Genomic DNA, 13623 nt, shown 5'->3' with positions numbered 1-13623 from the left:
TCACTGTGCGGCGTAACGCCACACGCCGAGCATCTCCTGCTCGTCCAAGGGTGTCTCACCGTCGAAGACGGTGTCGTGCAAGCGTTTCAGCGCCGCGTCCGCGTCGAGTCCGGCGCCGATCAGCACCAGGTTCGAGACGCGCCGCTCGCCGCGTGCCCAGCTGCCGGGGGTGAAGACGACGTGCCTGCCGACCAGGTGGACTTCGAACTTGCGTCGCTCCCCCGCCACCGCGAAGGTCACACATCCCTTGGCGCGGAACAGACCTGACGGCGGATCCTCCAGAAAGCCCACGAGCGCACGGGGATTCAAGGCGCGCTCGCTCGTGAACGACACCGAGACGTAGTCGTCGTGCAGATGCCGGTGGTCGGGGTCGTCGTGGTCATGGTCGTCGAGCAGTGTGTCGAAACTCAGCTGCTCGGCCACTGTCGGCTCGTTGGGGACCCGTTCGTCGAACAGCAGGCCGGGATCGATCCGGCCGTGCGTTGTCGCATAGACCGGCACCTGCCCCACCCAGTCGGCCAACTGCGCGCGTAAACCGGCCAGCGCCGCGGCCTCGACGCGGTCCGCCTTGTTCACCAGCACCAGATCCGCCATTCGCAGATGGGTCACCAGCTCAGGATGTTGGGTGCTGGTGGACGCGAACTGCTCGGCATCGACCACTTCGACCAATCCGCCATAGCCGATGCGCGGGTTCGGGTTGGCGATCACCATCCGGATCAGGTTGCGCGGCTCGGCCAGTCCGCTGGCTTCCACCACGATCACATCCACCGCGCTGCGCGGTTGCGCCAGCTGCGCGAACAGATCGTCGAGTTCGGACACATCCACCGCGCAGCACACGCACCCGTTGCCGAGCGAGACCATCGCGTCGACCTGCCCCGCCACCAGCATCGCGTCGATGTTGACCGCCCCGAAATCGTTGACAACCACCCCGATCCGGATCCCCCGGTTGTTGCGCAACAGGTGGTTGAGCAGGGTCGTCTTCCCCGAACCGAGAAACCCAGCAACGATCACGACAGGAATCACCGCACCCATGGTGCCACCTCCCCGCAGCCACACAGCACGCCGCCCACCCCTGAATCAGGAGTGGGCGGCGTGGGTGCGATGACCCGTCAGGACGGGCCGAAAACCATACCTACCAGGGTGTACGCGAGATTGATCAGCTGGCCGGGGATGGTTGATTGGTCCATGCCGAGCGCTTGGGCCAGGGGCATGAGCAGCGTCATGACCGTGGTGATCGGGGCGCCGAGCGTGCTCAGATCGAGCTTGGATTTGTCCGGCACTGCCTCGGTTTTGGGTGTGGTGCCGCGATTCTTCGGGGTGGCGGGTGCGGCGGGAGCCGCGGGTGACGCCGTGCGGGCCGGGGCGCCGGGAGCCGCGGTGCGCACGGGGGCCACCGGAACCGGCTCCGCGATGGGGGCACGCGCGGGGATTGCCTCCGCCGAGGGACCGTTGGCGCCGCCCTCGTTCGGTCCCGTCAGATCGCTCGAGCCACTGGGAAGCGGGATCGGATCAGCCGGTACCTGGTCGGGTGCGGGAACCGGCGCGGGGGCCGCCGGTGTCGCAGTCGTCGAGGCGGCCGGTGCCGTCCCCTCGGATTCGGGGGTCGACGCAGTGGCCTCTCCCGGCTTCGAGGATTCGGCCGGGTCGGCCGCGGGTGCGCGCTCGGGTGTCTGAGCGGTGGTCGCGACCGGCACCCGACCGGGTGCGGCGGCGAAGGCGGGGATCGGCTTGTTCAGGAGGAACCCGACGACGCCGGTCGTGATGGCGACCGCGTGCTCGAGCTGACCTTGACGCGATTCCAGCCGTGCGGCGTCGACGACATTGGCGCCGTTGCCCATCTCGACGAATACCAGCGGCACCTGTGTCAGCGCCGGGCCTGCCACATCCGCGCGGGTCTGCAGGCCCGCGAGGACGCCCGCGTAGTTCGCGGGCGAGAAGCCGGCCGCCAGGTAGGCGTCCCGGACCGCGCTCGACGCGAGTCGCCCGTCGCCGGACTGCGCCTTGTCGGCGACCGTGTCGGGGATGGGGAGCTGCGGCACGATCATGTGGAATCCGTGCTGGTCGGGGCCCGCGCTGTCGGCGTGGATGCTCACGGCCACGTCGGCGCCGGACTGGTTGGCGGCGCGGGCGCGATCGTCGACGCAGCCGCCCCACCCGGTGTCGTCGGCGCGGCTCAGCACCACGTCGGCACCCAGTGCCTCCAGCGACGCCCGCACGAGCTGGGCGACGTCCCAGTTGATGGTGTGTTCGGGGATGCCGTTCAAGGAGGTCATGCCGGTGGTCTGGCAGTCCTTGGTGCCGCCGCGGCCGTCGTCGACCTGGCGGCTCAGGTCCTGCGAATGCGCCGAACCCTGGTGACCAGGGTCGAGGAAGATCGTTTTACCGGCGAGCTCGCTGGTAGCTGGTTCAGGGGCGGCGTGGGCGGTCACGGGGACCAACCCCGACAGCGACACCACCACCGCGGCGGAGACGGTAGAGCAGATTCCGGCCTTGATGATGTTTGGTTGCATGTTCGGTCGGCGCTCCGGGACCGGAGCACCCCTCCCTTCCCATTGGTAACACCTGGTAACACCAAACCCAGTGGTTAACTCTTGCAACGTTGGCGACCACAGGGCAAGCACAGTTACCGAGTTGTAACTGGATGGAAGTATGAAAAGACGCTGTTCGGATGCCCAGTTGAGCGATCAGACGTCGACCTCAGGCAACTTCTGGCAATTGCCGCAGGGACCGCAGCGCGTAGTGCACCCGGGTCTTCACGGTGCCGACCGGAACTCCGAAATCCGCGGCGACTTCCCGGTACCCACGGTCGTGCAGGATCACCTCGGTCACCGCCGCGCGCTGCGGTTCCGGGAGCCTCGCCAGCAGCTGGTGGACAAGCAGCCCGTCGATCAGTCCGTCGGCGAAATCCGTTCCACCACAGACGGATACCTCGGTGATGTCGTCCCAGCCCACATCACCGGGCCGAACAGCTCTTGCCCGCACGATATCGATGATCACATTGCGTTCGATCGCCAGCAGCCAGGTCCGCACGCTGCCTTTGCGACCGTCGAAATCCCGACAAGAACGCCAGCCGCGCAGCAGGGTCTCCTGCACCGCGTGCTCGGCCAGGCCCGCGTCGCCGAGACTGCGCATCGCCCGCCAGTGCAGCAGGCCGCGATCGGTGGCCAGCACCTCGGCCAGCCCATCCCTGGTACACAGGCGCGCGCAGTGCGCACCGCAGGAGTTGTCCGTCATATGGGGATATCGCGGTGGACCGCGCCGATGACAACGCCGCGCCTTAAGTAACTCTTCAGGATCCTGCTGGGCCCATACCGGAAAGTAGTTCTCGCGAGCCCGGCCGGGCCTGCTCCAGGAGGGGGGAGCAGGGACGCCGGGCTCGCTTGTTTTCCGGGCTCGCGCATTTGAGCGAAGTCCTCGCACGATCGCAGCAGGGCGACGACAATCGCCGCGAGGAGTGAACAACGTGGACATCCATGCTTATCCGACCGACGCGCAGACGCCGGTCGACCGGGCCGAGGCCACTCGTGTGGCGGCCGAACACCTACCCGCCGAGCTACCGGGGCACGATCGGCAGATTATCGAATTCGCTGACGGCTTCGCCGTTTTCGCGGTTCAGCCGTTGCACACGCCGGCGGATCGGCCGATCCCGATCGGCGGCTCGGTGTACGTCATCGACAAGGCGACCGGGGCGGTGTCGTTCTGGCCGACCTATCCGTCCGGCGTGATCGCCGAGCACTACGCGCTGGTGCTGGCGGCGGGCGGGTTGATCGTCGCCGATACCTGGCCCGATCAGGACTGATCGAGTGATTCGGTGCGCGGCACCGCGACCGGACGCTCAGGCATAGGGTGGATTCCGGCGCGGCAATATCCGATGACCAGCAAAGACCGTGCTCACCAAGAACGAATTGCACACATAGCGATGTGTGCATACTATTGCGACCGATCGAACCGCAGAAGAGGGGAACGCGATGGGACTGGCACAGGGATCCACATCCCGCGCAGGGCACGGGCACGACCACGGGGTATCGGCAGACAGCGATCGGCGCTGGCTGGCCGGCGCGCTGGCGGTGATCGTCACCTTCCTGATCGGCGAAGTGATCGTCGGCATCATCGCCGATTCGCTCGCACTGCTCTCCGACGCGGCGCACATGACCACCGACGCCGCCTCGATCGCGCTGGCACTGTGGGCGATCCGGCTCGCGGCGCGACCCGCGACCGGGCGGATGACCTTCGGCTGGAAGCGGGCCGAGATCCTGTCCGCCCAGGCCAACGGACTGACCTTGCTGCTGTTGGCGGCCTGGCTCGGGTATGAGGCGATCCGCAGACTGTTCGAGCCGCCGGAGGTGCACGGCTGGCTGGTGCTGATCACCGCGCTGGTCGGCATCGTCGTGAACGTGCTCGCCACTTGGATGATCAGCCGGGCCGATCGCACCAGCCTCAATGTCGAAGGCGCCTACCAGCACATCCTCAACGACCTGTTCGCGTTCATCGCCACCGCCGTGGCCGGGCTGGTCATCATCCTCACCGGCTGGGTACAGGCCGACGTGGTCGCCACGCTGATCGTGGTGGCACTGATGATCAAGGCCGGGATCGGGCTGATCAAGGCGTCGAGCCGGATCTTCCTCGAGGCCGCGCCCGAACACCTCGACCCCGCGCTGATCGGCCGCGATATGGCCGCGCGCGACGGCGTCACCGAGGTTCACGACCTGCACATCTGGGAAATCACCTCCGGCTCCCCCGCGCTGTCGGCCCACGTTCTCGTGCAACCCGGCCACGATTGCCATGCGGTCCGCGAGGACATCGCGCACATGCTCGACCATGACCACCACATCGAGCACGTCACCCTGCAGGTCGACCACGCGAGCCCGAAACTGCTCGACATCGGCCACCGCGATTCCCACCCGTGCGCCGACTCGCACGGCCCGAAGCACGTGTCCGAACGGGCACCCCATACCCACTGACGAGGGAAGGCCCCACACCATCTGGTGCGAGGCCTTCTCGTCGGTCACGCGCTAGCGAGGACCAGGTCGTTTCATCGACCTATGGGGCTGTATCAGCCGCCGAAGGAACCGGTCCACAGGGTGTTGACCAGCCCGTGCAGCGCGGCGCCGAAGGTGTCGAAGAGGCCGTTCAGAGCGGCGCTACCGGTGTCGATGATAACGGGGATCATAGTAATTCCTCTGTTTCTCGCATAGGCCCAGCCGGAGCTGGTTTACGAATGGCGTATCGACGCTCAAACGCCACGAGTTACGGTTTTCCCGATTTAGTGACACTGGTAACAGTTCAGCCACAACACGGTCCCCACCTGGCATTTTCGCGCGATACACCATGTTTCTCAAATAATTCTGAGAACTCGATAAGATTCATATTGCGACATCCGATAAGGCCGGATTTCCATTGCCCCAAGAAATAGGGGCACCGATACACAATGTCGCACACATGCGAAATCCGCCGGTCGGGCGGTCACTGATCAGCGCGCCGGGCAGGTGTTCACATAGGCGTGGCCGGGCAGGGCGCCTGCCCATTCCTCCCGGGTGATCGGGGTGGTGCCGCTGGCACAGATCCGCGCAGCCTGGGCGGCGGCGTCGGTGCGCCACTGGCGCAGGGTCCCGTCGACGGCGGATTCGGTGAGGACGGCGCCGTCCGCGGCGAAGGCCAGCATGGTGGGTTGCCGGTGGCGCTGCCCCCGCGCGATGGTGGCGTACGTGGTGGGGTTCGCGGGGTCGGTGTAGTCCCACAGCAGAATGGTGCCGCTGACGATGTCGTCGATGGCCAGCCGGGTGCCGTCCGGATCGAAGGCGACTGAACCCGCGGACCCATTGGCACCCACCGGAACGGAGAGGGCGCGCGGCGGCGTACCCGGCTTGCCGATCTGGTAGACGAAGGCACCGGTCAGCGTGCCGACCGCGAGGGTGTTGCGCGAACTCAGGGCCAGCGACATGGTCTGTCCCGGGGTTCGCAGATCGGCGAGTTCGGCGATCGGCGGCGCGGCGGGTGTGGTCGCGAAGACGCTGACATTGCCGGTGCGGTGGCTGCCGACGGCGAGCAGGCCGCCGTCCGGGCTGAAGGCGAGCGAGGTCGGGTAGCCGCGGCCGAATCGGATACTCGACCGCAATCGGGGTTCGCCGGACACGTCGAACATTTCGACGGTCTGGGTGAGGCTGCGGCCGATGGCCAAGGCGCCGTCGGGACTGAACGTGATCGCACGGATATCGACGCCTGCCGCGCTCAGCGGCGCACCGACGCGACGCGGACGCACCGGGTCGGTGATGTCCCATACCTGGATCGTGGATTCGGTTCTGGTCACCGCCCTGGTCGCGTCCGGGGCGATCGCGACGACGTCGATCAGACCGGCGGGGTCGCCGTCGAGCAGCGTTGCATCGGTGGCGAAGGGCGTTCTGGCCAGCATGCGCAGGTGTGGGAACAGCTCCTGCGGCAGGACGGGCTGGTCGAGCGGAAACCGGAACAGCGTCAGCGGACTGGTCGGCACCACCGGACCCGGCAACTCGAAAACGTGCACGGCATGGTCGAAACTCGTGGTCACCAGCGATCTTCCACCGCGCAGGAAGCGCGCATGCGCGACCATCTCGATCGGGAGCGTGACCAGCTCCGCGCCGGTGTCCAGGTCGCGGATGCGGGCCCTGGTGTCGCCGCCGACGATCACGGCGGATCGACCGTCCGCGGTCAGCGACACGTCGAGGTACTCGTTGGCGCCCCTCGTCACGGCGGGCATCGGGTCGAAGATGGTCGCGCCGACTCGCCAGCGCGCGACCTCACCCGGATTGAGACCGACGGCCAGCACGGTGCCGTCGCCGGTGAACTCGACCGACCTCGCCTCCGCACCGCCGGGCCGTTCGATGCGGCGGTCGAACGCCGGTGTCTGATCGCGGTCGAGGGTCGCGGTGTTCCAGCCGCGCACTGTGGTCGTCCAGATTCCGCCGAACAACGACGGCGCCGCCGCGACCAGCGTGCGATCGCTCAGGGCGACCTCCACCCGCTGGCCCGACAAGGACAGCATCGGCAAGGCGATCGGGTGCGCGGGATCGTCGCCGAGTCGCCAGCTCGACATCGTCGCACTGTGCGTGCCGATGGCGACGAACTCGAGGTCGGGACTCAGCGCGACCGACGACGGCATCCGGCCCGACAGCGGTAGCTCGGTCACCAGGCGGGGTGCGCCGGGGTCGGCGATGTTCCACAACGCCGATCGCAGGTCGCCCGCGACCACCAGCCATTCGTGATTCGCGCTGATCGCGACGGCGCGGATGTGTCCACTGCCGGTGGCGAACCGTGGCCACCGGTCGACGCCGGACTCGGTCACCCGCACCAATTCCACGGAGCCGTCGCCCTCGCCGATCGCGATCACATCGCCCTGCGCGGTGGTCGCGACGCGCGGTGCGTCGGGATCGAAGACCACGCCGCGGCCGAGCACGACACCCGGGCTGATCCGGATGGGCGCGTTCGTCGCGGTGTTCTCCAACAGTGCCGATCGCGCTTCTTCGGTGGGGGCGGTTCGATAGGCGGCGAGCGCGATCTGCTGGGACAGTGCGGGATTGAGGCTGCCACCGCCGCGGGCGACGCCGGCGAACAGGCGCGAGTTCGATTCCGCTCGCGCGGCCGTGTTCTCGATGCGCATCTGGACGAGATTGGTCACCGACACCACCGCCAGCAGCACCGCCAGGCCCGCCGCGACGGAAACGATCCACAGCGCGAGGTTCGCCCGTGTGCGGGTCCTCGCGATCGCTTCGGACACGGTGCGGGCGGCCGAGATCCGGTCGGCGTAGTTCTGTGGTGCCTCGCCCGCTGCTTCCCGATAGGCCTCCGACGCCACCACCACGCGCAGCGACGAGCGTTGTGCGGCAGTCAATTTGCCCGCGTAGCCGCCGACGGCGGTCAGGTTCGCGCCGGACAGCCCTGCGGTGACCGCGCACTCGGGGTCCAGCCGGCGGGGCCGCAATCGTCGCAGCAGAGCGTGCCGCGGCGCGAGGTCGTCGAGGGCGACCGCGAACGCCGCGCCCATCGAGGCGCCGTTGATGTCATTGGCCGGTGCGCTGCCGTGCGTCGAGACCGACCACAGCACACACGCGTCGGTACCGGCCAATCTGCTGATGCGCCACGCTCTTTCGAGGCTGTCGGTGAATTCGCGATCGGCCTGCAGGAAGCCCATCCGCGCCGGGTCGGGATGCAGGCCGCTCGGTCCACCACGAATCTGGTCGAGGCGGAGCACGCCCACCTCGCCACTGCCGCCGAGGCTGGCGAACAGCACGCTGATCCGGCTGGCGCGCACGACCGGGAGGGTGTGCCCGGCCAGCTCCAGCGCGGCCATGATGGCGTACCCGCGCGCCGCGCGACCGCCCTGACCGAGCAGATGGCGCACGATATCGCCGAGCGGGGCATTCGCACTGGTGATCGGAATACCCGCGGGCAGCAACTGGGTGCCGACCGAGGTCAGCCCGGCGCGTTCGGCGTGATCGAGGAAGGTCTGGCACGCGGCGCCGGTGTCGACCGAACCGGTCAGTGCCTGCGCCAGCACCGCCATCGCGCGCGCCGCGGACAGATCCGCGGTGATCCGGCGGTCTTGCGCATCGGGATCCTCGGCCTCTTCCTCGAGCAGATCGTCGTCGGTGGCGAGGTTCTTCCAGCGGGCCAGCGACTGCCGTGCCAGCACACCCGTCTCCCGGCGGTGCTCGAGTAGCCGGCGCGCGGCATCGGGCCCGGCGGCAACGGCATCGCGGCACAGGGTCAGCCACCGTTGCGGCGCGCCCGTCAGCTCGATCAGCACCGCGTCATCGGTCAACAGCGCCGCAGCCGGCTGATCGGTCGATTCGACCGCCATGTCTCCCCCGTCTTCCGCCAGGCATCACCGCAGGCCCTCCCGAGAATGCCCCGATACGATGGAATTCCAGCACACCATCGATTGCCCCGGAGGACCACGTTGTCGAGACGACACATCGCCGGACGCACGCTGACCGCGGCGGCCCTGTTCGCCGTGATCGCGATGTCGGCGAGCTGTGCCGCCGCCGAGGACACCACCGAGCCGAGAAAAGTTGTAGCGCAAGAGATTTCCGCACCACTGCCACTGCCGAGTGCCGACGAGGTCGAGCAGCTGATGCGGCGACTGCTCGACACGGCAGTGCCCAACGCCGAGAAGATCGAGCTCATCCAGGGCATCGGGAGTGACCCCGAACTGCCGAACCGAGTCGCCGACGCCCCCCGCCAGGGCGGGGCCACCATCACGATCACCATCACGGGTACCCGGACCGCACCACCCGGCATGCTCGCCGAGGGCACCGCGTCGATCAACAACAGCGCGCCACACCCGGTCATCGTGAACTTCGTCGCCGAGGACGGGAAGTGGAAGGTCGAAAAGGCCTGGTACTGCCAGATCGCGTTCTCGTTCATGGTCGCCTCCCCGGCGTGCCCGACCTGATCGCGCGTGTCCCCCGGCGAACCGCTCAGGGCGGCAACCGCATCTGTGTAGGAGCCGATCGACCCGACAGGAGGCTTCGCGATGCGACATGTTCGATCCCGGACCGCGGTCCGCTGTCTCCCGTCGGCCCGGCCTGCGGCGCAGGTAGCATCGACGGCGTCGGGGAAACGAGCCGTGGTGTGCCGATCGCAGGCCGAGTGGGGGTACCAGGTGAGTTCTGAGCCCATGGACCAGTGGCTCGGCGCCGCGTGGAGCGAAGTCCCCGAACGTCTACGTCCCGCGGTCGTCGACCACATCTTCGGCGCCGATCTGGTCACCATGTCGAGCTATGCGGCGGCCAAGGCGCGCTACGTCCTGGATCGGCTCGACCCGGATATGCGCAGCGACTTCGAAGATGTCGCCCAGGACACGATGGTCGAGCTCACGGCGACGCTGCCCACCGAGCGGATCCGGCACTGGAAAGCATTGGTGCTCAAGAAGCTTCAGTGGCGGGTGCTGCAGGACCGGCGCAGTCGCACCGCAGAGAAGCGCAACCCCGGTCACCGGGTCGACTACGAGTCGGCCGTCCTGGTCCTCGAGGATCATCGGTGTGGCGACGCCGAGAACCGGCTCGCCGACCGCGCGATTCTGCGGGACGCGCTGGCCTCGATCGCGCACGCGGAGACCGCGGCCGTGCTCCGCGCGACCTTCGTGATCGCCACCGACGGCAGCTACTCCGATGTGCAGACCACCGGTGAGGTGGCCCGAGACCTGCGGTTCAGCCAGGAGAAGGTCAAGCGATTACGCGCGGCAGGCGCCAAGTTGCTCCGCGAGGCAGTGCGCGCGCAGCTCGACGCCCGCGACGGGGACAACGAGGAGACATCGTGATGGCGCCGGATCATGACGCGGACCGCCTGAGTCTGCCGGTCGATATCGATGTGCTGATCGCCTTCGCCGAGTCCGACAGCCCGGATGTGGATGCGGAGTCCGCCGCCGCTGGGGCACGGATCGCCGAGCGACTGTTACGCGGCGGCGCGGTGTCGCGCGGCGAGGCCGGCTCGACCGCCGTCGGCGATCTCGGCGCGCGCCGCGCCGTGATGGCGGTGCCCGGCTGGACCGTGCAACCGCTCGCCGCGTCGTCGGAGGGCGAGAGGACGGCGATCCGCGCTGTGCAGAAACAGCTCGACCAGGAGTTGGGGATCGAATTCACCCGCTCGCCCGCGGGCGCGGAGCAGACCCGGATCTCGGTGCACTCGTTCGGTGCTCGGGCCGCGGCGGGCGACATCGTGCGGGTCGCGGTGAGTCTCGGTGCCGAGCGCACCGAACTGCTCGTTGTCCTCTACGCCGATGCCGATGGCACGCTCACCGGGCAGGTCGTCACCAAGGCGCTCACCATGTCCGAGGATCTCGAGATCTCGCTGCTGCCGGGTGCCGCACTCGGCAGCACACACACCTCGGCGGTCACCGACGCGGTGCGCTGCTCACTCACGGCTGGGCGCAACGCGTGGCGCCGGGTGGCCAAGGGCCTGCCCGCCGGTGATCCGGTGCGGGCCGCGATCGTCGCAGGCTTGAGCTGATCGTCACTGATCCGTCGTAGACACTAACCCGAGTGCCGGAAGTGCTTGTCCGGCACTCGGGTTCCGATCCGCCCTGGGGGTGCACCGCCACCAGGTGGAACCCCCCTGCGGCTCCACTCGGCGCGGCCGTCACTCCCGGGGCGGTAGTACTCCACCGACGCCGCTGCGGTGGTGGCAACGGCGTCGGTGAAACCCCTCACCGACACAGATGCCGTGCGGGGGACGAACGGTTCGCGGCGAACCGCCGCCGGGACGTGGCGCATCTCTGTTCTCGACGGCCGCTGATGGGGCCCGGTAGTGAGGAACACGGGGATGACACCTTCGAGGAACGACGCAGCGCGGCAGCTCGCTGTCGCCGCGGCGATGGTGTTTCAGGTGAGCGCGCATGCCAGGGCGGGATTGCGGACGACGGCCGAGGCTTTCGAAGCCCAGGCGCGATTGCTGCTCGCCGAGGGTGAGGCCGAGCATCGCGACACCGTGCGCGACGCCTGTGCGCGGGCCGAGGAGCTCGCCGCGACGGCCGATGTCGAGCTGGCGCGGCGACAACGCGATGGTGAGGTCGACGGAGCGGATCGGCGTCGGCACTCCCTGATCGCCGCTATCGCCCGTCATCGACTCGACGAGGACACCCGCAACCGGCACCGCGCCACGGCCATCGAGAAGCAGGAGCGTGCCGCGGAGCGCATGTTGATCGAGGCAGACCGCGCCGATCTCTGCGCGTACCGACCGACCGTGACTTCGCCCGGTGGGGTCACCGTCGACGAGTTGGTGGCCGCACAGGAATTGGCCGTGCATGAATTGCGGCGCCGCCTCGACGTCTATCTGGCAGCGGTCGAAGCACATCCCGAAGACGACCGATACGTGGCGGACTTGTGAGCTCGACCGATCAGTTCGTTCGACTGTCGAGTTCTCCGGCATCGGCAGGCCGAAACCCGGTGCCACTCAGTCGAGTCCGTGACAGCGGCGGCGTACCGAACCGGTCGGGCGACGGCGATCTCGGAGGCGGGCCCACCGCACGGCCCGGAGCGGACCGCCTCAGCATCCACCGGCGATCGGAGCCTTGTCGACAACGTCGGTGTGTTCGGAATCGCTGCGACACCAGCTGGTTCGTTCCGGTGACGCCGCGCCCGCCGTCGCACCGATCGGCATTCCGGCGAGCATGCGCAATACCAGCCGCACGAACGCGAGATGTGTGCGTAAGGCCCTCGGCGAACGGGCGACGGAGGCCACGGTGCACGTACCGGTCGGCGCGGGACAGCCGGCGAATCTGTCGGTGAGCCAGTCGAGAACCGCTGGCACGATGAGGAATTCGAGTGGCAGGTGCGAGCCGCGGCGCACCCGCAGGTAGCGCACCGTCGCCCCGGCCTGCTGATAGCGCCGCACGTGGGCGTCGATATCGGCGACGGCGATCACCTCGTCGTTCACCCCCTGGACGATGAGCAGCGGTGCCGCGGGCGCGCGAGTGCCGGGTTCGATGTCAGCGAGAATGCGGCGCAGGACGGGTTCAGCGAGCAACTCCCCGATGCCCCCGCGCAGATGCCGGGAGACATCGCGACGGGCGAATCGCAGCAGCAGCGCGAAGGTACTGCGCTCTTCGGCTTCGCCGAGCAGACCTCGGTATCGCGCGTCGAGGTGATCGTGCAGCAGCGGACCGAGCTCGGGATAGGCCTGCCGCAAACCCGCGACGAACGCCGCAGGGAACCCGGCGAACCACCCACCGTTGAGGCGCTCGAAGGCGGCGGCCGGGTCACCCACCGGCGAACCCGCCGCCGCGCCGGCGATATTCAGCTCCGGTGCGTACTCGGCGGCCAGTTCCGCGGCCCACGCCGTTGCCAGCCCACCGCCCGAATAGCCCCACAGGGCAACAGAAGTGGTCGGCGCCAAGGCCATCGGGGCAAATGCCAGGGTGGCCCGAATCCCGTCCAGCGCACGATATCCGGGCTCACGCGCCGCTCCGAACCGGCCACCCAGCCCTTCGTGATCGGGCACCGACACCACCCACCCCTGCGCGAGGGCCATCGCGATGATCGGCAGCTCGAGCGGCGCGATCGAACCGATCGTCCACGCACCGCGCCGCAACGCATACGACGGAAAACACTGCGGGGCAACAGCATCGATCGCGCAGTGGAACGACACCAGCGGCCGTGGCCGCGCCGAAGCACCCCAGGGCAGCAGCACCGTCGTCACCGAGACTTCCGGCGCACCATCGAGATCGCAAGTGCGATACAGCAATTGCCACGCCGTGATCCGCTGCCGGATCACGCCGAACAGCGCGACCTCCACCGGCCGCGACCGCACCACCGTCCCGGGCGCGAGCGCGTCGATGCCGGGTGGGGTGGCGTAGAACGGGTCGTCGGGCGGTAGCAGTGGCGCGTGGTACCGGACCGCTGCCGACGTGTCGGCGGTCATCGGCTGCCGCTGCCGGAGAACCAGGGGTTGAACGCACAGGTCACGGTGGGACTGCCTTCCGGGTCGAGAGCACGCAGCGCGATCGAGGTCGCGCGCGGCGAATACATCATGGTCAGGGGGGGCTGGGGCGTCCCGCTCGCCCGTCGACCGAGGGTGGCGATCCCCAGCAGCGAGGTGCCGTGGTGGGTGGCGCCGACACCGATCAGCGTTGGTTTCACTTCCGTAGCTCTG

The 13623-nt window shown here is 68.4% G+C and carries 12 protein-coding genes; 6 read left to right on the top strand and 6 right to left on the bottom strand.

Annotated elements, in window-relative coordinates:
- The 3 genes from ACTWPB_RS15160 to ACTWPB_RS15150 form a co-directional block, all read right to left on the bottom strand.
- Positions 1 to 1032, bottom strand: coding sequence for a CobW family GTP-binding protein (locus ACTWPB_RS15160; protein WP_446221318.1), 1032 nt, complete (start codon positions 1030 to 1032; stop codon positions 1 to 3).
- 77 nt (positions 1033 to 1109) lie between these two features.
- Complete coding sequence (locus tag ACTWPB_RS15155) at positions 1110 to 2510, bottom strand: N-acetylmuramoyl-L-alanine amidase (protein ID WP_446221317.1); 1401 nt, start codon at positions 2508 to 2510, stop codon at positions 1110 to 1112.
- A 187-nt stretch (positions 2511 to 2697) separates the two neighbouring features.
- Positions 2698 to 3234, bottom strand: a complete 537-nt coding sequence (locus tag ACTWPB_RS15150; protein ID WP_446221316.1) for an RNA polymerase sigma factor — start codon at positions 3232 to 3234, stop codon at positions 2698 to 2700.
- 229 nt (positions 3235 to 3463) lie between these two features.
- Between ACTWPB_RS15150 and ACTWPB_RS15145 the strand changes: the two genes are divergently transcribed.
- Positions 3464 to 3799, top strand: coding sequence for a hypothetical protein (locus ACTWPB_RS15145; protein WP_446221315.1), 336 nt, complete (start codon positions 3464 to 3466; stop codon positions 3797 to 3799).
- Positions 3800 to 3968: 169 nt separating this feature from the next.
- Positions 3969 to 4961: a cation diffusion facilitator family transporter gene (locus tag ACTWPB_RS15140; RefSeq protein ID WP_446221314.1), complete on the top strand. Its 993-nt coding sequence runs from the start codon at positions 3969 to 3971 to the stop codon at positions 4959 to 4961.
- Positions 4962 to 5470: 509 nt separating this feature from the next.
- Here the strand turns inward: ACTWPB_RS15140 and ACTWPB_RS15135 are convergent.
- Positions 5471 to 8833, bottom strand: coding sequence for a WD40 repeat domain-containing protein (locus ACTWPB_RS15135; protein ID WP_446221313.1), 3363 nt, complete (start codon positions 8831 to 8833; stop codon positions 5471 to 5473).
- A gap of 99 nt (positions 8834 to 8932) precedes the next feature.
- Between ACTWPB_RS15135 and ACTWPB_RS15130 the strand changes: the two genes are divergently transcribed.
- The 4 genes from ACTWPB_RS15130 to ACTWPB_RS15115 all read left to right on the top strand — a co-directional run bounded on the left by ACTWPB_RS15130 (position 8933) and on the right by ACTWPB_RS15115 (position 11859).
- The gene (locus tag ACTWPB_RS15130; protein ID WP_446221312.1) at positions 8933 to 9427 is read left to right on the top strand and encodes a hypothetical protein; all 495 of its coding nucleotides are present in this window, start codon (positions 8933 to 8935) and stop codon (positions 9425 to 9427) included.
- A 210-nt stretch (positions 9428 to 9637) separates the two neighbouring features.
- Positions 9638 to 10294, top strand: a complete 657-nt coding sequence (locus ACTWPB_RS15125; protein ID WP_446221311.1) for a hypothetical protein — start codon at positions 9638 to 9640, stop codon at positions 10292 to 10294.
- The gene (locus tag ACTWPB_RS15120; RefSeq protein WP_446221310.1) at positions 10294 to 10983 is read left to right on the top strand and encodes a hypothetical protein; all 690 of its coding nucleotides are present in this window, start codon (positions 10294 to 10296) and stop codon (positions 10981 to 10983) included. Before ACTWPB_RS15125 ends, ACTWPB_RS15120 begins: the two co-directional genes overlap by 1 nt.
- 312 nt (positions 10984 to 11295) lie before the next feature.
- Positions 11296 to 11859, top strand: a complete 564-nt coding sequence (locus tag ACTWPB_RS15115) for a hypothetical protein (protein ID WP_446221309.1) — start codon at positions 11296 to 11298, stop codon at positions 11857 to 11859.
- A gap of 159 nt (positions 11860 to 12018) precedes the next feature.
- Here ACTWPB_RS15115 and ACTWPB_RS15110 read toward each other — a convergent pair whose 3' ends face one another.
- Positions 12019 to 13392, bottom strand: coding sequence for a lipase family protein (locus tag ACTWPB_RS15110; protein WP_446221308.1), 1374 nt, complete (start codon positions 13390 to 13392; stop codon positions 12019 to 12021).
- A complete protein-coding gene (locus ACTWPB_RS15105) occupies positions 13389 to 13610 on the bottom strand; it encodes a hypothetical protein (RefSeq protein WP_446221307.1) in 222 nt (73 codons plus the stop codon). Before ACTWPB_RS15105 ends, ACTWPB_RS15110 begins: the two co-directional genes overlap by 4 nt.
- Positions 13611 to 13623 lie beyond the last annotated feature (13 nt).

This window comes from Nocardia sp. IBHARD005 (assembly GCF_052814245.1).
This window is presented reverse-complemented; position numbering and strand designations above follow the sequence as displayed.